Below are 21,139 nucleotides of genomic sequence, written 5' to 3' on the forward strand. Positions count from 1 at the left end.
CATGAAATTTGCTGTACTTGTCTTCCCAGGCTCCAACTGTGATATTGATTGCTACAAGGCGGTAGAGGACAGTCTCGGCGAACCAGTCGACTATGTGTGGCATACAGCGACGGATTTGTCGGCGTATGATTGCATTTTGGTTCCAGGCGGATTCTCATATGGTGATTACCTGCGCTGTGGCGCGATTTCGAGATTTGCTCCTGTTATGGCGGAAGTTGCTAAAGCAGCAGAGCAAGGGAAATACGTGCTAGGCATTTGCAATGGGTTCCAAATTCTTACTGAGGCTGGTTTGCTGCCAGGTGCGCTTCGCCGCAACATGTCGATGAAGTTCCGCTGTCACGATACAGTGCTTAAGGTTGTTAATAATGAAACCCCATTTACTATTGACTATGCTAAAGATGAAGAAATCATCATCCCAATCGCACACGGTGAAGGCAACTACTACTGTGATGACGAGACTTTAGCAGAGCTGAAAGCTAACAATCAGATCGTGTTTACCTATAGCGATAACCCTAACGGCTCCGTAGCCGATATTGCGGGTGTTAGTAACGTACAAGGGAATGTGGTTGGCATGATGCCTCACCCTGAGCGCGCGGCTAATAGTTTACTTGGTTCAGAAGATGGCAAAAGAATGTTTACATCCATACTGAAGACTTGGAGGGATCGTCATGACGCAGCAAGTATCCGTTAAGGAACCGACCGCAGAACAGATTGCGGAGCAGAAAATTTACAGCCAGTTCGGTGTGTCGGACAGCGAATATGAGCTGATCAAGTCTTTTATGGGACGTTTGCCGAACTACACTGAAATCGGCGTATTCAGCGTAATGTGGTCCGAGCACTGTGCCTATAAGAACTCCAAACCCCTCCTGAAACGTTTCCCAATTTCCGGACCACGTGTCCTGATGGGACCTGGCGAGGGCGCAGGGATTGTAGATATCGGTGACAACCAAGCGGTTGTTTTCAAAATCGAAAGTCATAACCACCCTTCAGCGGTAGAACCTTTCCAAGGTGCGGCAACGGGTGTCGGCGGGATTATTCGTGATATTTTCTCCATGGGCTCCAGACCTATCGCAATCCTCAATTCACTACGTTTCGGGAAGCTGGAAAGTGATCGAGTGAAGTATTTGTTCGAACATGTAGTGTCTGGTATTGCTGGTTATGGTAACTGTATCGGGATTCCAACGGTTGGCGGCGAAATCATGTTTGATGATAGCTATGACGGCAATCCGCTAGTTAACGCAATGTGTGTGGGTCTGATCGATCATGACAAAATCCAACGTGGTGTAGCTAAGGGTGTAGGCAACCCTGTCTTCTATGTAGGCCCTCCTACAGGACGTGATGGAATTCATGGTGCTACTTTTGCATCGGTAGAGCTTAGTGAGGAATCAGAAGCTAAACGTACCGCTGTACAGGTCGGCGATCCATTTATGGAAAAGCTCGTAATGGAATCTTGTCTAGAACTGATCGACAGCGGCATCGTTATCGGGATTCAGGATATGGGTGCAGCTGGCCTTACATGCTCTAGTGCGGAGATGGCAAGTAAAGCAGGCAATGGTCTGGAGCTGTATCTTGATCAGGTGCCACAACGTGAAGAGGGCATGACGCCTTACGAAATGATGCTTTCAGAATCACAAGAACGGATGTTGTTCGTCGTTGAGCCGAAGGATGAGGCCCAGGCACAAGAGATTTTTGACCGCTGGGGTGTTATCTGCTGTAAAGTCGGTAAAGTTACGGATGATGGCCGCTTGAAATTGTATCATCACGGCGAGGTTGTTGGTGACATGCCAGTAACGGCGCTCGTGGATGAGTGCCCAGTATATAACAAACCTTCTGAGGTTCCTGCTTATTATATTGCGAATGAAAAGGTAGATACCCTTCGTTACGAGGAAGTTACGGATCTGGGCGGTGCATTGCATACAGTACTTGGATCACCAACCGTAGCAAGTAAAGCATGGGTATACAATCAATACGATTACATGGTGCGGACGAGCACAGCTGTACGTCCTGGATCTGACGCGGCTGTAGTTACCATTCATGGTACTCGTAAAGGACTTGCGATGACTACAGACTGTAATGGCCGTTATGTTCATCTTGATCCTGAAGTGGGTGGACGTATTGCAGTCAGCGAAGCGGCACGTAACATCGTTTGTTCCGGTGCTGAACCGCTGGCTATTACGGATAATCTGAACTTTGGAAATCCTGAGAAGCCTGATGTGTTCTGGCAAATGGAGCGTGCGGTTGATGGTATGGCTGAAGCATGTCGTGTGCTGGATACTCCGGTTATCGGTGGTAATGTCAGTCTTTATAACGAAAATACTACGGGGTCCATCTATCCAACGCCGGTTGTCGGCATGGTTGGTTTAGTAGCGGACACGGATCATATTACGACTCAAGGGTTCAAGCAAGAAGGAGATTCTATTCTTCTGCTGGGAGTGACCAAGGCTGAGCTGGGCGGCAGTGAATTCCAATATGCTGTTCATGGTGTGACCGAAGGTCGTCCTCCGGCTTTGGATTTGGCTACTGAGAAAAAACTACTGAACGCAGTCCTTACCTCAATTCGTGGCGGTCTGGTGCGTTCCGCACATGACTTGTCCGAAGGTGGACTTGCCGTAGCGCTTGCAGAGAGCTGTATCAGCGGCGGAATCGGAGCGAACGTTGAACTTTCAGCTAACGGTCTTAGATCTGATGTAGCATTGTTCAGCGAAAGCCAATCACGCATTGTGCTGACAGCCGCTCCTGAACGTGCGGAAGAGCTGAAAGCAGCGATTGCAGCCAGCGGTGTTCCCGTGGAGATCATCGGAACTGTAGGTGGAGACAGACTGCGCGTAAATCTGGACGGTGTGTCCGCACTAGATGAAGCTGTAGCAGAATTGAAATTCGTTTGGGAGGATGCTATTCCATGTCTTATGAAATAAAGACCGGGAAAGAGCAGGAGACTCCTATCCTGTGGACTGGTGACTTTTACAATGAAGGAACGGGCTCGGGAGATATTTTTGACACATTAAAAGAAGAATGCGGCGTTTTCGGGGTCTTCGGACACCCGGAAGCGGCGTCCATGTCTTATTACGGCTTACACGCCTTACAACACCGTGGAGAAGAAAGTGCGGGAATCTGCGTAGCAGACGGTCGTGATTTCAACTATCACCGCGGGATGGGGTTAGTAAAAGAAGTATTCGACAAGGACAAAATTGCCTCATTGGTTGGAGACATGTCCATTGGGCATGTACGTTATTCCACTAGTGGAGACAGTCGCTTAACCAATGCGCAGCCACTGGTATTTAAATATCGTGACGGCGATTTGGCGATTGCTACGAACGGCAACATAGTAAATGAACCGTTGATCCGCAAACAGCTGGAGCAAAGCGGATCGATCTTTCAAACTACGAGTGATACAGAAGTGCTGGCGCATCTGATTGCCCGTTCGCCAAAGGATTTTGTTGAGGCGGCAAAAGATGCGCTGCAGCAGCTCGTTGGCGGGTTTGCTTTTCTGCTTATGACAAATGATAAGTTAATTGTCGCTTCAGATTCCCATGGCTTGCGTCCGCTAGTGATGGGACGGATTGGTGAAGCGTATATTTTTGCTTCCGAGTCCTGCGCATTAGAGGTCATTGGGGCACAGCTGGTTCGTGATATTGAGCCGGGCGAACTGCTAGTCCTCGACAAAAACGGTCTCTTGGAGGACCGTTTTACCGAACCCAAACGTAAAGCGCTGTGCGCGATGGAGTATATTTACTTCTCACGCCCAGACAGTGATATGAACGGCTCTAACCTGCACTCCGCCCGTAAGCGGATGGGTAGCCGCATGGCACTGGAAGCTTTTGTCGATGCTGATCTCGTAACCGGTGTGCCGGATTCCAGTATTTCAGCAGCCATCGGGTATGCCGAGCAAACGGGAATTCCTTATGAGCTTGGGCTCATTAAGAATAAGTACACTGGACGGACCTTCATCCAGCCGAGTCAAGAACTGCGTGAGCAAGGTGTGAAGATGAAGCTGAGCGCCGTGCGCAGCGTAGTTGATGGCAAACGTGTCGTTATGATCGATGATTCTATCGTTCGTGGCACGACCTCACGCCGAATCGTCAATCTGCTTCGGGAAGCGGGAGCTGTTGAAGTGCATGTGCGGATTACTTCGCCGCCGTTCAAGAATCCTTGCTTCTACGGCATTGATACACCAGACCGCCGCGACCTCATCGCGTCCTACAAGACCATTGAGGAAATGTGCGAAGAGATCAACGCCGATTCCTTGGCATTTTTGTCGCCGGAAGGCTTAATCTCTTCCATTGGTGGACACAACAAAGATGACTATAAAGGCGGACTTTGCCTTTCTTGCTTTGATAATGATTACCCGACGCAGGTGGATTTTGGCGGGGCAGAGAAAGATGGCTGCTCGTGTTGACATCCCCCTAAGTCCCCCTTTCAAAGGGGGATTCCGAAGGGCTCTGCCCTCCGGCCACCCGAAAGCTCGGCGGTAGGAGTTAGGTTATAACTTGCTAAGAAGACTTGGGTACGAGTGCTCGCTTTGTCCCTGTGTGCTGCGCACGGACGGGACACGCTTTACGGCGCTCCGCCCCCCGGCTGCATCCGCCGCCGGGACTGGCTCGCCAAGCTTCCCTCTGTTTGCTTCGCAAATACGAGGGCCGCTTGTCTCGCTTAAGGAGGTGCATGGCGCAGCTCATGCACCGAGGTCTTGAGGTCCGTGTGCAAGGCGCGCACTGCGGCTTGCAGTAGGGACAAACCGGTGGTTGGAGGGAGTTATGGAGAGGAAGTTTGGAACTGTAGAAGCGTAGCGTTCGCCTTTATGGTTGGATTTCTACCGCGAAGAGCGGTTCGAATCAGGAAATCCAACCATAACAGCGATCGGAAGTCCAAACATTCCTCGCAATAACTCCCCTGCAACCACCCAAAAGCCGAATGCGCCCAAACGCGCTCTAAACTATTAAAAGATGAGGTGTCCAATAGTGTCGGAAGCTTATAAAAACGCCGGAGTGGATATTGCGGCTGGTAATGAAGCGGTAGAACGCATGAAAAAGCACGTAAAACGTACTTACCGTCCAGAAGTAATGACGGATCTTGGTGGGTTCGGAGCGCTGTTTGGCCTCAATAAAGATAAATATGAAGAGCCAGTGCTTGTATCGGGAACCGATGGTGTAGGCACAAAGCTCAAAATCGCGTTCGCGGCGGATCGCCATGACACGATTGGCATCGACGCTGTAGCTATGTGCGTGAACGACATTGTAGTGCAAGGTGCAGAGCCACTCTTTTTCCTCGACTATCTGGCTTGCGACAAAGTGGTGCCGGAGAAAATCGAAGCTATCGTAGCTGGAATCGCTGAAGGCTGTCACCAAGCGGGTTGTGCACTGATTGGCGGCGAAACGGCTGAGATGCCGGGTATGTATTCAGCAGGTGAATATGATATCGCTGGATTCACAGTGGGCGTAGCTGACAAAGCGAAGCTGGTAACAGGCGCTAACATCGCTGCTGGCGACACAGTGATTGGTCTGGCTTCCAGTGGTGTGCACAGCAATGGCTTCTCGCTGGTGCGTAAGCTTTTGCTTGAGCAAGAGGGTTATGGCCTGAATGACGTGCTTCCTGAGCTTGGCGCTCCGCTGGCGGATGTACTCCTTGCACCAACTAAGATTTATGTGAAGCCTTTGCTGGCACTGCTGGAGCAGCTTCCGGTAAAAGGTATGGCTCACATTACGGGTGGCGGATTCATCGAGAATATCCCACGCGTATTGCCTGATAATGTAGATGTGGAAATCAATTACGGATCGTGGCCGATTCTGCCAATCTTCGGGTTGATGCAGAACAAAGGTAACGTAAGCAACCGTGATATGTTCACTACTTTTAATATGGGAATTGGTCTTGTTCTGGTAGTTAGCGCTGCTGATGGAGAACGCGCTCTTGAACTGCTTAAAGCTAGCGGAGAAGAGGCGTATATCATTGGTAAAGTAACAGAAGGGGAACGCAAAGTAACCTTTACTGGAGCTGAAGTGTGATGCAATCAAGTCGAATCGCTGTTTTTGCTTCGGGGCAGGGCAGCAATTTTGCAGCACTGATCGAGGCACAGAAAGCAGGCTTGCTTGGAGACGGCAGGATTGAATTGCTTGTCTCGGACAAGCCGGAAGCGCCTGTAGCACAACGTGCGGAGGATGCGGGAATTCCCGCCCTCTTGCTGCGGCCAAAAGACTTCGCCAGCCGTGAACTCTACGAAGCAGAGATTGTAGCAGAGCTTCAGCGGCGGGAAATCGGGCTGGTTGTGCTGGCAGGGTATATGCGCCTCATTACACCAGTGCTTTTAACGCCGTATGCGGGTCGGATTATTAACATTCACCCATCGCTGCTGCCTGCTTTTGCTGGAAAGGATGCGATCGGACAAGCGCTGGATTATGGCGTGAAGCTGACGGGAGTCACTGTGCATTTTGTCGATGGAGGTATGGATACCGGGCCGGTTATTGCTCAGCGTAGCGTAGTTGTGTTGGATAACGACACGGCAGATTCATTGGCGGAACGGATTCATAAGGTTGAGTATGAGTTGTATCCTGAAGTGGTTGGCGCTTTTGCCAGCGGGAAAGTGGAACTGAGTGGAAGAAAGACGATTATCCGCGAAAAGTAAGCCACACTGTAGCCATTCGAAGTTTTGGATCGACATTTGGTGACAGGCGGAGAGATTTCAGGGTATTTCTCGGGAAATATTGCATAAGCGGCATTATGTGTCGTGTAGTAGGTAATAGAGTCAGATTCTTTCTTATAGTAAATTCCCAAGCTTTTAGATGTCATCACATTAAATCGCACGTACAACCCGAAGGAGGACTATTCAAAGTGAGTATCAAAAGAGCGCTAGTTAGCGTATCGGATAAACAAGGTATCGTGGATTTTTGCCGCGAGTTGTCTGCATTAGGCGTAGAGATTATTTCCACAGGTGGAACAAGCACGCTTTTGGCTAAGGAAGGTGTTCCAGTCATCGGTATTTCCGATGTTACAGGATTCCCGGAAATCATGGATGGACGTGTCAAAACCTTGCACCCGGCTGTACACAGCGGATTGCTAGCGGTTCGTGACAATGAGGAACACACGCGTCAAATGAAAGAGCTTGGTCTGGACTACATTGATCTGGTAGTAGTAAATCTGTATCCGTTCGCGGAAACCATTGCTAAACCGGATGTATCGTATGAGGAAGCCATCGAGAATATCGATATCGGCGGACCGACGATGCTGCGTTCTGCGGCGAAGAACCATGCTTTTGTAAGTGTAGTGGTAGATGCTAACGACTATGCTACAGTGCTTGAAGAGGTTCGCGCAGGTGGAGATACAACGCTGGAAACACGCAAACGTCTTGCGGCAAAAGTGTTCCGTCATACGGCGGCTTACGATGCCTTAATTTCCGATTATTTGGCTAATGTTACTGGAGAACCGCTTCCTGAGCGCTACACCGTGACTTATGAGAAAATTCAGGATCTGCGCTATGGCGAGAATCCGCATCAAAAAGCGGCTTTCTATCGCAAGCCTTTGGCTGCGGGGGATACTCTTACAGCAGCTGAGCAATTGCATGGCAAAGAATTATCCTACAACAATATCAACGATGCTAACGCAGCGCTGCAAATCGTGAAAGAATTTGAAGAACCTGCTGTCGTAGCCATTAAACATATGAATCCTTGTGGTGTAGGTGTCGGTGAAAGTGTATACGAAGCTTATCAAAAAGCTTACAACGCAGACCCAACCTCTATCTTTGGCGGAATTGTAGCCGCTAACCGGATTATCGACGCGGACACTGCTACTCTGCTAAAAGAGATTTTCCTCGAAATCGTATTGGCGCCAGGCTTTACGGAAGAAGCACTGGAAATCCTTACGAAGAAAAAGAACCTGCGTCTGCTCAAAATCGGCAATCTCAGCACGGCTAACGCGCGTAAGAGCAGCTTCGTAGTTACCTCTATTGATGGAGGAATGGTTGTACAGGAGAGCGATGTGCATTCTGTGAACCCGGATGATCTGCAAGTTGTTACGGACCGTAAGCCAACCGAAGAAGAATTGAAACAGCTGTTGTTCGGCTGGAAGGTAGTTAAGCATGTGAAATCTAATGCGATTGTATTAGCGGCGGATGATATGACAGTTGGCGTAGGTGCAGGGCAAATGAACCGCGTTGGCGCGGCAAAAATTGCGATTGAACAAGCTGGCGAGAAGTCCAAAGGATCAGTCCTTGCCTCTGACGCCTTCTTCCCAATGGGAGATACACTTGAAATGGCAGCTAAAGCAGGCATTACCGCAGTTATTCAGCCAGGCGGCTCCATTAAAGACGAAGAATCGATCAAGGTCGCGAATGAGTATGGAATTGCTATGGTCTTCACAGGCGTCCGTCATTTCAAACACTAGAACGCTGGGAGGATTTTATTCTAATGGATATTTTAGTGGTTGGCGGCGGCGGCCGGGAGCATGCTATTATTTGGAGCCTGTCCCAAAGCCCCAAGGTTGGTAAAATCTATTGCGCACCCGGCAATGCCGGGATCGCGCAGCTAGCAGAATCTGTGCCTATCGGTGTGTTCGAGTTCGATCGTCTGACGGCTTTTGCCAAAGAGAAGGAAGTTGGCCTTGTCGTAATCGGACCGGATGATCCGTTAGCAGGGGGCATTGTGGATGCTTTTGAAGCACAGGCTATTCCTGTGTTTGGTCCACGTAAGAATGCAGCTGAGATCGAAGGCAGCAAAACCTTTATGAAGGATCTTTTGCACAAATATAATATTCCGACAGCAGCCTATGAAAAATTTGATGGCTATGAAGCTGCACTGGCTTACTTACGCGAGCAACCGCTGCCGATCGTAATCAAGGCAGATGGGCTTGCCGCAGGAAAAGGCGTGACCGTTGCCTATTCACGGGAAGAGGCAGAGCAGGCACTAGCTGATATTATGGTAACCAAAGTGTTTGGTGAGGCTGGCGCTCAGGTTGTCATTGAAGAGTTCCTAGCGGGTCAGGAAATGTCGATTTTGGCTTTTGTTGATGGAGAGACAGTTCGTCCGATGGCTGCCGCTCAGGATCATAAGCCCGCTTACGATGGAGATAAAGGCCCTAATACCGGTGGAATGGGTACCTATTCGCCTCTGCCGCATATCGACGAGGCGATTATCCAAGAAGCGATTGAGACCATCATTAAGCCAACAGCCAAGGCTATGGTAGCTGAAGGCCGTTCTTTCAGCGGCGTTTTGTTCGCAGGGCTGATGATTTCTCCAGAAGGTAAACCAAAGACCATCGAATTTAATGCCCGGTTTGGGGATCCGGAGACACAGGTCGTGCTGCCTAGATTGAAGAGCGACTTGTTAGAAATCTTTTTGGCAGTAACCGAGGGTAGACTTGCGGATATCGACATTGAATGGAGCGACGAAGCAGCGGTGTGCGTGGTTCTCGCTTCTGGAGGATATCCAGGCTCTTATCCTAAGGGAGTGCCGATCGAAGGGCTTGAGGACAGCCAAGGAGGGCTGATCTTCCATGCCGGTACAGCACGGGGGGCAGATGGCAGCTGGGTAACGAACGGCGGACGGGTCTTAGGCGTGGTAGGCCTGGGTGCTACGATTGCCGAAGCTCGTTCAGCAGCCTATGCTAGGGCTGAAGGAATCTCTTTTTCCGGGAAACAGAATCGCAGCGACATCGCTATGAAGGCTCTGGTATAAGGATAAAGCACTGTATCTAGCAATTTTTTGCGCTTTAAGTCCTAAAAAAGGACTGACAAGTGATAGAAGAAGTGCTATAATACTACACGTACGGGGGAAAATGTGCGGATATATACAGATAAGGGCCTTTCCGATCATGGGAAGGCCCTTTTAAATCGGAGTCCTTCAGACTTTGTGCAGTAACCTTATAAAGGATGCCTCGTGCCTGAAAATGTTGATACTTATAGTGCATACTAGCGATACGCTTATGGCGAATGGCTACTCACAGATTTAAGGGGGAATTCGTTTTGAGTAAGATTGGAAGAAATGATATGTGTCCTTGCGGAAGCGGGAAAAAATATAAGAAATGCTGCCTAGGGAAAGAAACTTCTGCAGTGGAATCCATCATGCGACTGGTAACAACGGAAGAATCCGCTGCTACTGTGGCTGTGGCCGAGAAACCAGAAGCGGCAGCCATTCCTGAAGCTAAGCTTACCCTAACTACTCTCAAAAAAAAGGTGTCACGTGATCTGAAATGGGAGCATCCGGCGCATGAACAATTGGCTCTGCATCTTATTGAGACCATGAGAGACAGCTATGACCGGGAGCTAATCTGGGAAGGTCTGGTTCTATGGAATGGTTATTCCCGTCACATCAAGCCTGCAGTGAAGAAAATGGGCTCCTTCTGTGCAGCTATCGAGTTTATCTTGTCTGAGGAATATGGATTCCTTCAAACTCAAGCTGATCTAGCGATCAAACATGAGGTTACTGCACCTACCATCTCCAGAAAAGTTAAAGAGATGCTTAATTATATCGAACAGTACGGCATGGGCGGGGCAGAGGAAGAATTACTTTTGCTCAACGTTTCAGGTACTCCGAAGGATCAGGAACAGGCTTTGCTGCAAAAAGCAATGGAAACTAAAGCATCCAATCGTCGGATCCAGCTAGCAGAAGCGGCATTGGAAGTTTATCCGGACAGTCCGGACGCCTATCTCATTTTGGCTGAGGAAGCCGAGAATGAAGCAGATGCCCGTGCTTATCTGAAAGCAGGGATGGAAGCGGGTGCGCGTGAGCTTGGAGAAGCCTTTTTCACTGAGAACAAAGGACATTTCTGGGGTCTTTACGAGACACGTTCGTACATTCGAATCTGCAAAAGCTACGCTGACTCCTGCTGGTTTAGCGGAAATGCAGAAGAAGCACAAAAGACGCTGGAGCACATTCTAGAATTGAACCCAGAAGATAACACAGGTGCACGTTACCTTCTAACGGCAACGTACCTTTACACTAATAAGCTTAAGAAGACCGAGAAGGTACTGGAGAAGTTCGGCAAGGATGCAGCAGCAACAGTAGCATATGACCGTATGGTTTTAGAATATAAGAAGAACGGGATTACTTCCCAGCTCAAAATGCTATACCGCGTGGCGAAGAATGTGAACAAGCATGTGCCAGATTATCTGTTAGGTATCAAAAGATTGCCGCATAACCTGCCTGATTTTGTAGGCGTGGGTGACGCTAACGAGGCTATCGAATATGTTATTGTACATTCACGTTTGTGGACAAGCTTACCAGACCTGGTGAAGTGGATGCTGAAGCAACAGGACTAGTAGGTTTCATAGCATAGGGATAGCAAATATTAGTAAGAGACTATAGGGTTCCTTTAGTCTCTTTTTCTTTATCACTGATTAGGATGCTTGAAAAAATGTCCTCGGGAGAGTATGTTACAAGAAGTAGAATAACAGATAGATAGTGAGGCGAGAGGGTTATGAGAGAAGAGGAAGACCGAATCGTAGGAATGGAAGATATTGTGCGGGCTCATCACGTACTGCGTGAAGTCATAATCCGGACACCCCTACAACGTGATGCTGTGCTGTCAGCCAAGTATGATTGTGATGTGTATTTGAAGCGCGAGGATTTGCAGATTGTACGTTCTTTCAAAATCCGCGGAGCTTATAATATGATTCGTAGTTTGTCAGCAGAAGATAGAGCAAAAGGGATTGTCTGTGCGAGTGCGGGCAACCATGCACAAGGCGTAGCCTATTCCTGTAAGGCGCTTGGAATTAAAGGCAAGGTCTACATGCCAAGCACTACGCCTAACCAGAAGGTTAAGCAGGTGCGGCGGTTTGGCGGTGAGTTTGTTGAGGTCATTCTGAAGGGAGATACCTTTGATGACGCTTATGATGAAGCACTGCAAGCTTGTATAGATCATGGGATGACGTTGATCCATCCCTTTGATGAGCCACGAATCATTGCGGGCAACGGCACCATTGCAATGGAAGTGATGGAGAGTCTGGACAACCCTGCAGACTTTATGTTCGTAACCATTGGTGGAGGCGGTCTGGCAGCGGGTATAGCCACCTATGTGAAGACAGTTAGTCCTTCTACCAAGTTGATTGGTGTGGAGCCACTCGGAGCAGCTTCTATGACGGAAGCGATTAAGCTTGGAGAAGTGGTGACTCTAAAGGAAATTAATAAGTTCGTGGACGGAGCGGCTGTAAAACGTGTTGGCGGATTGACGTACGATATTTGTTCCCGTCATCTGGATGACATCGTGATGGTGCCTGAAGGTAAAGCTTGTACCACGATTCTAGAACTATATAACGAGAATGCCATAGTGGTTGAGCCAGCAGGTTCGCTGCCTATCGCAGCGCTTGATCAATATCGTGATCAAATCCGCGGCAAAACAGTTGTCTGTATCATAAGCGGCGGCAACAACGATATTGACCGGATGCAGGAGATCAAAGAGCGTTCATTGATTTACGAAGGCTTAAAACACTATTTCATGGTGAACTTCCCGCAACGTGCAGGTGCGCTGCGTGAGTTCTTGGGCGAAATCCTTGGACCTCACGATGATATTACCCGTTTCGAGTATATCAAGAAGCATGATAAAGAAAATGGTCCCGCGCTTGTTGGCATTGAATTATTGTCAACGGATGCCTACGAACCTCTCATCGAACGGATGCAGCAGAAGGGCGTCGATTATGTAGAGATCAATAAGGATTCTAATCTCTTTAACATCCTTATTTAAGGCTCGCATCCACTTCATAATCACGTTAATGAACATAAACAAGCCCGTCCCTATTCATTTCAGGGACGGGCTTTTGTGATTTCTTTATTAGAGAGGTAACGAAGTCTTACGATATTGCTCGACCTCATCGGTCAATTTATAGCTATTGTCTTTCATTAATTTCATGAAGCTATCCAGCTTTTGTAGAAATGGGCTGTTATCATTATTTTTGGTCAGAATACTGGAGTAAGCCTTTTGCGCCTCCAAATCCATTTCCAGATTGTCATAATGGAAGAGAGGAGTGTTATTCTGGCCGTAAAACGTATTATTCACATACATAGTATACAAGGCTTTTACAGCAGAAATTCGGTTTGATTTCGGATGATTTTGAATGAATTGCTCTTGAGATAAAGCTCTGGCTGCTACCTCAGTCCAGGCGATAACTAGCCCGTTGTCCTTGGAAGAGGGCAGGTCCGATTCGGTGGCCATAATGGTAATATAAGCGCTGATATCATTGGTAACGTATAGCTTGTACTTGCGGTAAGCCCCATAATCGATCACCGGGAAAAAAGTACCCTCTGCTGTCTCCAGCTTATATCCGCTTTCGCTGGCACTTTTCAGCAGTGTACGCAGCTGGAGATCATCAGTAATAGCAGCAAGAGAAGACATGCTGGCGCCTGCTTTATAAATGGCGGTGAGCTTCCGCTGGACAGTGCTGGTACTGAATTTACTCTCCCAGGCTTGCAGCGCAGCTTTATGCAGATTCTCAAGCTTCAGCGTCATCATTGTTGCACGATACGAACCTACCGCATACATATTGGAGTTCAAATATTTTATGGCTTCGGGTAACTTGTCAGAGGTAGATAAGAGCGGTAACGCAGCTTTATAGACAGCCTCTGCATGATTATTGCTAGCTGCTTGGGTTATTGCCTTAGCGCCTTCCCCAGGAGGGCTGGTAGCACCTTCGGCGTGAATAGCACTGGGCACTATGCCTAGCCCTAAGGCTATAGCTAGAACGGAGTAGAGAATATAATGCTTCTTAATCATGGAAGTTTCCCCCTATCTATCGGATGGAATAAAATTTTCAGCCTAGAACTTTATTTTTTGAAAAATATAAACTTCAGTCCCAACCCCCCAATGATGCACAGAATTAAGCTTACCCACGGGGATATTGTAATGACCGGAAATAACCGATCGAGGAACATACCGATAAATACAGCAGCTACTGCAATGCCGATATAGATGCCAAGGCTTTTTATATCAAAAGGTTTGGCACTGGGTGCATCGCTTTCCGACAAGGAAGACATCCATTTCATAATGAGTTCAATTAAGATAATGGAGCCTACTCCCACAGCGAGCAGGGTGAAAAGGCTGATCTGTCCGAACATTCCAGGTGAATCGTCAGTCCATTGGAAGAAGAGTCCACCGATTGCCAATATCCCAAAAAGACAGGTCAGAGCTGCGCAGGGAATCATCAAGTAATAGTTCCATTTACTGCGCACCGGGCGCCCGGGAACACTGTCTATGATTTCTTTAAAATAATCGTGCGGATTCTCGCCGAATACTTGCTTGGCATTTTTCCCTTTACGTTGTTCCTTCAACAGCAGCTTGGCCGCATCCAGCAAAAGTTCTTCTCCGCGCAGGGGTTCAATTCGACTGGCCCGCACCGCAAGAATCATATCTTCTAAATAGGAGCGATTGAAGGGCGTCAACTGCTCACGTAGGGCGTTATTTTCCTTAATCATATCTTTCACTTTCATAATTTGGATGTAAACCTCCAGTGTTGTTAATCGGTATAGTCTTTAACCTAGAGTATACGTTTGCATGACAGGTCTACGCAAGGACAACCATTTCTATGGCGATATGCATAATCCTTTTAGAAGAGTGAACACTGATAATGTTGTTGCTTGATCAATATAGCATTGGGAAAGGTTGGGAGCTTTATGGAACATGAGAATAAGAAAGAACAGGGAAGATCCATGGGCAACGGTTTCGAGCCTACGCCCAATAATTCAATGGGGGATTGGGGCGGCTCCGATGGATTCAGCATGTGGGATTCCGCAGAAGATGCTCCCGAGGGCTTGCTTAAGGATTGGGAAGGCAGCCATGAAACCCATGAGATGTTTAACGACAGCTACGATTGATTAACAACCCTGGTCATTCATCTCGAAAAAACAACAGAGCAGCGATCCTCCGATACTGGGATCGCTGCTCTGTTGTTTTTTGGTGGGGTTCTGAAACCCCGGGAACCCCGGAACCCCGGAACCCCGGGAACTCCAGAGCTCCCAGACCCCCGGTTGTCGTAGCATCCACCATCTTTCGGACTCTGATGACGTTATTAGCCAAATTATCGCCTTTTCAGCACATTTTCGGACCCCAGTGACGCTATTGCTCGAAAAGTAGCTCTTATTTGCTGTTTTACAGGGTGATAGCGACTATGGGGTCCGATAGAATTCAAAAAGTGTGCTAAATCTGCGAATAGGGTCTTCTGAGTCCGCTGGAGCTACTGAGTCCGCTGAAGCTACTGAGTCCGATGTAGTTTCTGAGTCCGAAGGAACTGCTGAGTCCGATAGAGCAGCCGAGTCTGCTGGAGCTACTGAATCCGATAGAGCTGCTGAATCCCGGATTGGCGGTTTCAATCCACTCGACGTGGGAGCCCCAGAGTCATGTTCATATCTTACGGGACACCCTGTTTGTCGTGCAGACTCTAATGCCCAAATACTCCGTGCGTTTATTAAGAATTGTCCCCTTGCTGTTGACAATGTGAACGAAATCTTTATAATTAGATTATAATTCATACTAAGTTAATCGGAATTCTAATAAATTAAAATAAATTAAATTATAAATATAATTATAGGAGGATGCGGCAATGGAACGGAATATTGTAATCCGGCATAACGGAGAAGAATTGACGGCGAGCATACATTACCCGAACAAAGAGAAGGGAACCTCTTCGCGTTGCAAGGATAGACTGCCATTAGCCGTGATCTGCCACGGATTTGTGGGGAATCGGATTGGCGTAGACCGGATTTTTGTGAAGGCGGCTCGTGAGCTGGCACAAGAGGGATATATGGTTATTCGTTTTGATTATGTGGGCTGCGGCGAGAGCAGCGGGAATTATGGCGGCGAAGATATGGAATCGATGATCGCTCAGACTAGAGCGGTGCTTGATTACGGAATTAGCTCTGCTGATGTGGACCCACAGCGCGTGACGCTGATTGGCCATAGCCTCGGTGGCGCGGTGGCGCTGCTGACAAGTATTCGCGATCGCCGCGTGAAGAATCTCGTGTTATGGGCCTCTGTTGGTTATCCTTTCAATGATATTGTGAAAATTGTAGGGCGGGAGGCGTATGATCGTGCTGTGAAGAATGGGTCAGCGGATTATGTGGGCTATTCGTTTACACCGGTATATTTTAATTCTTTGGCGGCTTTTCAGCCCTTCCAAGAAGCGAGCAAATTTAGCGGCGATGTACTCGTCATTCATGGCACCTCTGATGATGTCATTCCGGTGGATTACGCTTTTCTTTACCAGAAGCTGTTCTGGACACGTCCCGAAGGACGTTGCGACAAAGAGATCATTTTTCAAGGGGATCACACCTTTTCTTCTGGACCGGCGCAGCAGCAGCTGCTTAAGCGGACTATAGAATGGATGAACGAACAAGAGCATCTGCAGACAGAGTGGCAGAATTGGATGATTTAGGAGAAGGTTTTTATTCGCATTAACTTGCAATAAGCGGTAAAATAAAGATGCACACCATATACTGGGTTATGGAGGTTGGCATCCTATGAAATTACCGTCATTTTTTATTGCGCACGGTTCTCCGCTCCTCGCACTGGAGGATAACGAGTATACCCGTTTTCTGGAGCGGCTTGGTCAAGAACTTGAAGCGCCACGCGGTATAGTAGTTTTCTCAGCGCATTGGGATAGCCCTGAACAGCTACTTACCGTTGATGAACTGCACGAGACACAGCATGACTTCTACGGATTCCCTGAAGAAGTTTACACGCTGACCTATCCGGCCCCGGGCGATCCGGCCCTAACAAGACGGATTTCTGAGCTCTTCAAGGATAACAATCTATCACATCAGCCCGTTCTGGGGCGAGGACTCGATCATGGAGTCTGGGTGATACTGAAAAAAATGTTCCCGAACGCCGACATTCCGGTAGTTGCTTTATCCGTCGATTCCCTGCGCTCTCCCAAGGAGCAGTACAATATCGGGCGGATGTTAGCACCGCTTCGTGACGAAGGCATACTGCTGATTGGAAGCGGTGGACTTGTTCACAACTTGCGGATGCTAAGTGAAAGTGAGCAGCCTGAGGATTGGGCACTTGAATTCGATGCATGGATTGCCAAGGGACTAGAAGCCTGGGATTTGCCTTCACTTTTTGCGTATGAGAAAAAAGCTCCACATGTACGCGATGCGGTTCCTTCTTATGGAAGAGAGCATTTTGCACCTCTCTTTTACGCGATGGGAACAGCGGATGGCAGCAGGAAGGCAGAGCGGATTTTTCAGGCTTATCAGTATGGGACATTAAGTCTTAATTGCTGGAAGCTAGACTAACTGAATGAATAAGAGACCCGCAGGGTGCAGCCGCAATGGCTGTACCCTTTTTTTAATATAAGAATTTATCTATTCCATGCTATAAAATTTCCTTATGCTTGCTATGAAAAAAGGGAGAAGGTGATCAAGACAAATGGGACTGACTGTGATTAAATGGAAGGAATCAGTGAGTTTCATAAAACGTTTAGGAGGAACTACAAGCTTATGAAAGTAAATTGCTCTTCTTCCCGTCTGTTATCTGCCATTGTATTGACCACCCTATTGCTCTCCGCTTGCGGAACACAGAGTGCAAATAATGAGATCACCCCGACACAGCAGCCTACCGCAGAGCCCACGCCTATCGAAACGATTCAACCCTCACCTACCATTGATCCCGCTGCTGAGCTCGTATCCGGATTAACAGGTCTTCCAGTTTCTGAAGACAGTCTTCCACGTCCCTTGGCCGTAATGATAAATAATGCTCCTGCCGCCCGGCCGCAATCGGGGGTTAGTGAAGCAGATATTTTGTATGAGATTCTTGCCGAAGGTGGCATCACACGTTTGATTGGTATTTTTCAGAGCCATACAGGTGTGGTGAAAATCGGACCGATTCGCAGCATCCGCCCCTATCTGCTGGATATTGGCGAGAGCTACGGTGGTGTGACGGTGCATGCCGGAGGGAGTCCGGCGGCTTATGCCATTTTGCAAAAAGAGAAAAAAGAAGATATGGACGAGATCGGCCGTGCCGGAGCTTATTTTTGGCGGGATAAAGCGCGAAAAGCACCTCATAACCTGTATAGCAACGCAGCCAAACTGCGGGAAGGTGCCGAGAAGCTTGGGTTTGCGCAAAGTGTGAAGGTACCCGGGTATCTTTTTAACAATCCAGATTACATACCGGCGGACGGAGAGAAAGCCGCTGAATTTAGCATAAACTATCTGCTCAAAAGTTATAAAGTTGACTATAAATATGATCCTAAACGTCAGACCTATCAGCGTTATGTGAATGACAAACCTCATGTGGATCTAAATAACGATAATCCGGTGGAAGCGGCCAATGTGATGGTTATAGGAGCTGATCACAAAGTGCTTGATGATGTCGGAAGACTTCAGATTGATGTGGAGCTTGGCGGGGAAGCGTTGCTTTTTCAGCGGGGACAGGTCACCAAAGGCAGATGGTCTCGTGAACCAGGGGATGTGATCCGCTTTGTGAGGGATGGAAAAGAAGAGCTGATGTATCCAGGAATTACCCATATTTTGGTGGTCCCTAATGCGCCTTCATTTAGCAGTCATGTGGTATATGGCGGGGCGGATGGTACAACATAAGAAAGTCGGAATATCCAGTGTTATACAGATTTGTGTTCGGAATAATGGGTATGTGTTAATAGAGTGTAAAAAAGTTCATTTCTATAGCTTCTATACCTTGTACGGATATGATAAGATAACAAGGGTTGTCATTCATTTTCATGCTTTTTACATATGAATGGCTCTGTATTCACGGTAATTTTATGTAAAGGGGTTTAAAACAATGAAGTTGAGAAAAAAGGACATATTCTTTGAGACGCTGGAAAATATGGCCGATACTATTGTCCAAGCTGCAGATTATTTTGCTCAGAATATCACTGATCTCCGGAATAATGTCGATAATTTCGCTGCAGAGATGAAAAAGTACGAATCCCAATGTGATACTTACACGCACACCGTTATCAAAGAATTGAACAAGACGTTTATTACGCCGCTTGAACGTGACGACATTATGGACTTGATCACAAGCATGGATGATGTCATCGATGGTCTGGAGGCATCCGCCTCACGTTTCTATATGTACAACCTTCTTGACCCGGATGAATACATTGTGCAATTCGCCGAAATTCTTCGCCAGTGTGCTTATGAAATCCAAAAAGCGGTTCATTTGCTCTCCCAGAAGAAATTGTTGGCGATCCGTGAATATACAATCCGTCTGAATGACCTTGAGAATCAAGGGGACGAAGTGCTTCGTATTTGTACTAAGGTCCTGTTCGAAACTGTAAAAGACCCGATTGAGCTGATTAAACGCAAGGAACTGTATGAGCGGCTCGAAACCACTACAGACAAATGTGAAGATGTAGCCAACATGTTGGAATCGATCATCATGCGCAACTCATAAGGGGTACTAGAATATGGAAACATCTATATGGATTCTTGGAATTGTTATATTTCTCGCGCTTGCGTTTGACTTTATCAATGGATTCCATGATACGGCCAACGCAATTGCTACCTCTGTCTCAACACGTGCCTTAAAACCGCGAACAGCAATTATTATGGCAGCACTGATGAACTTTGTTGGGGCCTTGATGTTTACAGGTGTGGCCAAAAAAATCGGCGGAAGTATCACCGACCCGACCTTGCTTGAAAATGGGTTGGATATCATAATAGCCACGCTGATTGCTTCGATTATTTGGAATTTGATCACTTGGTGGCTCGGGATTCCATCCTCATCGTCTCATGCACTGATCGGCGCTTTAGCGGGTGCAGTATACGTGGGGGCAGGCTCAGCACACATCAATTGGGGCGGGTTTGTGGAAATTGTCGAAGGACTGATTTTCTCCCCAATCATTGCGTTTGTTATTGGTTATATTATCATGACCATCCTGAAATGGATCTTTGCTAAGCGTAGTCCACATACGGTCAACAAGGGCTTCCGCTCTATGCAGGTCCTTACGGCAGCGTTACAGTCGTTCACACATGGTACGAATGATGCGCAAAAAGCGATGGGGATCATTACTTTTGCACTCGTTACCTCAGGACGTCAAGAAACTATGGATGTTATCCCTTTGTGGGTTAAGATAGCTGCAGCTACGGCTATGGCGCTCGGTACCTCCATCGGTGGTTGGAAGATTATTAAGACTATGGGTACGAAGATTTTCAAAATCGAACCTATTAACGGTTTCGCGGCTGATATTTCCGCGGCATCTGTTATTTTCTCAGCAACGCTGCTGCATTTGCCAGTAAGCTCAACGCATGCGATCACATCAGCGATCCTTGGGGTAGGCTCTGCCAAACGTTTCTCTGCAGTGAAATGGGGAGTAGCCGGACGTATTGTGGTCACTTGGTTCATCACGATTCCAATCAGTGCGGTATTAGCAGGTCTGATTTTCAAAATCATTTTTTAAACACCCTTTAATAAAGATGTCAGTTAGCCATTGGGCTGCGGACATCTTTTTTTGTTGTGTGGACATGAGGATGGGTGAAGAATGTACGGTATAAATCCCGTAGAAGTGGCGGAGTTTGGCGTCGGAGGGAGAAAGTACGGTATAAATCCCGTAGAAATGACGAAGTTTGGCGATGGAGGGAAAATGTACGGTATAAATCCCGTAGAAATGACGAAGTTTGGCGCTGGAGGGGGAATGTACGGTATAAATCCCGTAGAAGTGACGAAGTTTGGCGCTGGAGGGGGAATGTACGGTATAAATCCCGTAGAAGTGACGAAGTTTGGCGATGGATGGGGAATGTACGGTATAAATCCCGTAGAAATGACGGAGTTTGGCGTTGGAGGGGGAATGTACGGTATAAATCCCGTAGAAGTGACGAAGTTTGGCGATGGATGGGGAATGTACGGTATAAATCCCGTAGAAGTGACGAAGTTTGGCGTCGGAGGGGGAATGTACGGTATATATCCCGTAGAATTTACGAAATTCGAGGATGGTGACAAAAAGAAGAGCATAATTGCCCTAGAATTGGAGACACTTCGTCGAAGAAGCAGAAATAAAGGCATAAATGCCTTAGAATGGGTGAACTAGCGTCGAAGAAGCAGAAAGAAAGGCATAAATGCCTTAGAATTAGTGGAATAGCGTCGAAGAAGCAAAAAGAAAGGCATAAATGCCTTAGAATGACGGAACCTGACTTGTATGAGGTTGGACCAGCCCAACTTAACACATTTCAAGGGAACCCAGCGCACCTAAATCCAGTCCATCGTAACG

General features: G+C 47.7%; 18 protein-coding genes. 16 read left to right on the forward strand and 2 right to left on the reverse strand.

All coding sequences use genetic code 11. From position 1 onward, the window contains the following. The first annotated feature begins 1 nt into the window (after position 1). The 9 genes from purQ to ilvA all read left to right on the forward strand — a co-directional run bounded on the left by purQ (position 2) and on the right by ilvA (position 12,663). Positions 2-691 carry a phosphoribosylformylglycinamidine synthase subunit PurQ gene (gene purQ, locus MHH46_RS03430; protein WP_036680909.1) on the forward strand — a complete coding sequence of 230 codons (690 nt, stop codon included), beginning with the start codon at positions 2-4 and terminating at the stop codon, positions 689-691. Next, positions 669-2,915, forward strand: a complete 2,247-nt coding sequence (gene purL / locus MHH46_RS03435) for a phosphoribosylformylglycinamidine synthase subunit PurL (RefSeq protein WP_076195112.1) — start codon at positions 669-671, stop codon at positions 2,913-2,915. Before purQ ends, purL begins: the two co-directional genes overlap by 23 nt. Beyond that, positions 2,900-4,396 (forward strand): amidophosphoribosyltransferase, encoded by a 1,497-nt coding sequence (purF, locus tag MHH46_RS03440; protein WP_036680905.1) that lies wholly within the window; start codon positions 2,900-2,902, stop codon positions 4,394-4,396. Before purL ends, purF begins: the two co-directional genes overlap by 16 nt. 562 nt (positions 4,397-4,958) lie before the next feature. Next, positions 4,959-5,999 (forward strand): phosphoribosylformylglycinamidine cyclo-ligase, encoded by a 1,041-nt coding sequence (gene purM / locus MHH46_RS03445; RefSeq protein WP_076128465.1) that lies wholly within the window; start codon positions 4,959-4,961, stop codon positions 5,997-5,999. Beyond that, on the forward strand, positions 5,999-6,616 hold the full coding sequence (gene purN / locus MHH46_RS03450) for a phosphoribosylglycinamide formyltransferase (RefSeq protein ID WP_076128467.1): 618 nt from the start codon (positions 5,999-6,001) through the stop codon (positions 6,614-6,616). Before purM ends, purN begins: the two co-directional genes overlap by 1 nt. A 206-nt stretch (positions 6,617-6,822) precedes the next feature. Next, positions 6,823-8,370 carry a bifunctional phosphoribosylaminoimidazolecarboxamide formyltransferase/IMP cyclohydrolase gene (gene purH / locus MHH46_RS03455; protein WP_076128469.1) on the forward strand — a complete coding sequence of 516 codons (1,548 nt, stop codon included), beginning with the start codon at positions 6,823-6,825 and terminating at the stop codon, positions 8,368-8,370. 23 nt (positions 8,371-8,393) lie between these two features. Beyond that, positions 8,394-9,659, forward strand: coding sequence for a phosphoribosylamine--glycine ligase (gene purD, locus MHH46_RS03460; protein WP_076128471.1), 1,266 nt, complete (start codon positions 8,394-8,396; stop codon positions 9,657-9,659). Positions 9,660-9,946: 287 nt separating this feature from the next. Continuing rightward, entirely contained in the window at positions 9,947-11,242 is a 1,296-nt protein-coding gene (locus tag MHH46_RS03465; RefSeq protein ID WP_076128473.1) for an SEC-C metal-binding domain-containing protein, read from the forward strand. 158 nt (positions 11,243-11,400) lie between these two features. Further along, a complete protein-coding gene (gene ilvA, locus MHH46_RS03470) occupies positions 11,401-12,663 on the forward strand; it encodes a threonine ammonia-lyase IlvA (RefSeq protein WP_076104158.1) in 1,263 nt (420 codons plus the stop codon). 87 nt (positions 12,664-12,750) lie between these two features. On the opposite strand, the gene MHH46_RS03475 is transcribed toward ilvA, so the two are convergent. Both MHH46_RS03475 and MHH46_RS03480 read right to left on the reverse strand, forming a co-directional pair. Continuing rightward, complete coding sequence (locus tag MHH46_RS03475) at positions 12,751-13,689, reverse strand: hypothetical protein (protein ID WP_081387998.1); 939 nt, start codon at positions 13,687-13,689, stop codon at positions 12,751-12,753. 50 nt (positions 13,690-13,739) lie between these two features. Beyond that, positions 13,740-14,402: a DUF1129 family protein gene (locus MHH46_RS03480; RefSeq protein WP_076187230.1), complete on the reverse strand. Its 663-nt coding sequence runs from the start codon at positions 14,400-14,402 to the stop codon at positions 13,740-13,742. A gap of 183 nt (positions 14,403-14,585) precedes the next feature. On the opposite strand from MHH46_RS03480, the gene MHH46_RS03485 reads away from it, so the two are divergent. The 7 genes from MHH46_RS03485 (at position 14,586) to MHH46_RS03515 (ending at position 20,959) form a co-directional block, all read left to right on the forward strand. Further along, positions 14,586-14,786, forward strand: a complete 201-nt coding sequence (locus MHH46_RS03485; protein WP_036680885.1) for a hypothetical protein — start codon at positions 14,586-14,588, stop codon at positions 14,784-14,786. A gap of 725 nt (positions 14,787-15,511) precedes the next feature. Further along, complete coding sequence (locus MHH46_RS03490) at positions 15,512-16,342, forward strand: S9 family peptidase (RefSeq protein WP_076195105.1); 831 nt, start codon at positions 15,512-15,514, stop codon at positions 16,340-16,342. A gap of 85 nt (positions 16,343-16,427) precedes the next feature. Further along, complete coding sequence (locus MHH46_RS03495) at positions 16,428-17,204, forward strand: class III extradiol ring-cleavage dioxygenase (protein ID WP_038568677.1); 777 nt, start codon at positions 16,428-16,430, stop codon at positions 17,202-17,204. 204 nt (positions 17,205-17,408) lie between these two features. Then, positions 17,409-18,506, forward strand: coding sequence for a DUF3048 domain-containing protein (locus MHH46_RS03500; RefSeq protein WP_076128478.1), 1,098 nt, complete (start codon positions 17,409-17,411; stop codon positions 18,504-18,506). A 202-nt stretch (positions 18,507-18,708) separates the two neighbouring features. Beyond that, positions 18,709-19,326 carry a DUF47 domain-containing protein gene (locus MHH46_RS03505; RefSeq protein WP_036686871.1) on the forward strand — a complete coding sequence of 206 codons (618 nt, stop codon included), beginning with the start codon at positions 18,709-18,711 and terminating at the stop codon, positions 19,324-19,326. 13 nt (positions 19,327-19,339) lie between these two features. Beyond that, positions 19,340-20,332, forward strand: a complete 993-nt coding sequence (locus tag MHH46_RS03510) for an inorganic phosphate transporter (RefSeq protein ID WP_036686873.1) — start codon at positions 19,340-19,342, stop codon at positions 20,330-20,332. An 81-nt stretch (positions 20,333-20,413) separates the two neighbouring features. Next, the gene (locus MHH46_RS03515) at positions 20,414-20,959 is read left to right on the forward strand and encodes a hypothetical protein (RefSeq protein ID WP_405132563.1); all 546 of its coding nucleotides are present in this window, start codon (positions 20,414-20,416) and stop codon (positions 20,957-20,959) included. Positions 20,960-21,139 lie beyond the last annotated feature (180 nt).

This window comes from Paenibacillus sp. FSL H8-0175, assembly GCF_045040615.1.
GTDB lineage: Bacteria > Bacillota > Bacilli > Paenibacillales > Paenibacillaceae > Paenibacillus_AQ > Paenibacillus_AQ odorifer.

Excerpts from the sequence above, each read along its gene's own strand:
- purQ (WP_036680909.1), top strand. The coding sequence starts at position 2 with ATGAAATTTGCTGTACTTGTCTTCCCAGGCTCCAACTGTGATATTGAT.
- purL (WP_076195112.1), top strand. The coding sequence starts at position 669 with ATGACGCAGCAAGTATCCGTTAAGGAACCGACCGCAGAACAGATTGCG.
- purF (WP_036680905.1), top strand. The coding sequence starts at position 2,900 with ATGTCTTATGAAATAAAGACCGGGAAAGAGCAGGAGACTCCTATCCTG.
- purN (WP_076128467.1), top strand. The coding sequence starts at position 5,999 with ATGCAATCAAGTCGAATCGCTGTTTTTGCTTCGGGGCAGGGCAGCAAT.
- purD (WP_076128471.1), top strand. The coding sequence starts at position 8,394 with ATGGATATTTTAGTGGTTGGCGGCGGCGGCCGGGAGCATGCTATTATT.
- ilvA (WP_076104158.1), top strand. The coding sequence starts at position 11,401 with ATGAGAGAAGAGGAAGACCGAATCGTAGGAATGGAAGATATTGTGCGG.
- MHH46_RS03475 (WP_081387998.1), bottom strand. The coding sequence starts at position 13,689 with ATGATTAAGAAGCATTATATTCTCTACTCCGTTCTAGCTATAGCCTTA.
- MHH46_RS03480 (WP_076187230.1), bottom strand. The coding sequence starts at position 14,402 with ATGAAAGTGAAAGATATGATTAAGGAAAATAACGCCCTACGTGAGCAG.
- MHH46_RS03485 (WP_036680885.1), top strand. The coding sequence starts at position 14,586 with ATGGAACATGAGAATAAGAAAGAACAGGGAAGATCCATGGGCAACGGT.
- MHH46_RS03490 (WP_076195105.1), top strand. The coding sequence starts at position 15,512 with ATGGAACGGAATATTGTAATCCGGCATAACGGAGAAGAATTGACGGCG.
- MHH46_RS03495 (WP_038568677.1), top strand. The coding sequence starts at position 16,428 with ATGAAATTACCGTCATTTTTTATTGCGCACGGTTCTCCGCTCCTCGCA.
- MHH46_RS03500 (WP_076128478.1), top strand. The coding sequence starts at position 17,409 with ATGAAAGTAAATTGCTCTTCTTCCCGTCTGTTATCTGCCATTGTATTG.
- MHH46_RS03505 (WP_036686871.1), top strand. The coding sequence starts at position 18,709 with ATGAAGTTGAGAAAAAAGGACATATTCTTTGAGACGCTGGAAAATATG.
- MHH46_RS03510 (WP_036686873.1), top strand. The coding sequence starts at position 19,340 with ATGGAAACATCTATATGGATTCTTGGAATTGTTATATTTCTCGCGCTT.
- MHH46_RS03515 (WP_405132563.1), top strand. The coding sequence starts at position 20,414 with ATGTACGGTATAAATCCCGTAGAAGTGGCGGAGTTTGGCGTCGGAGGG.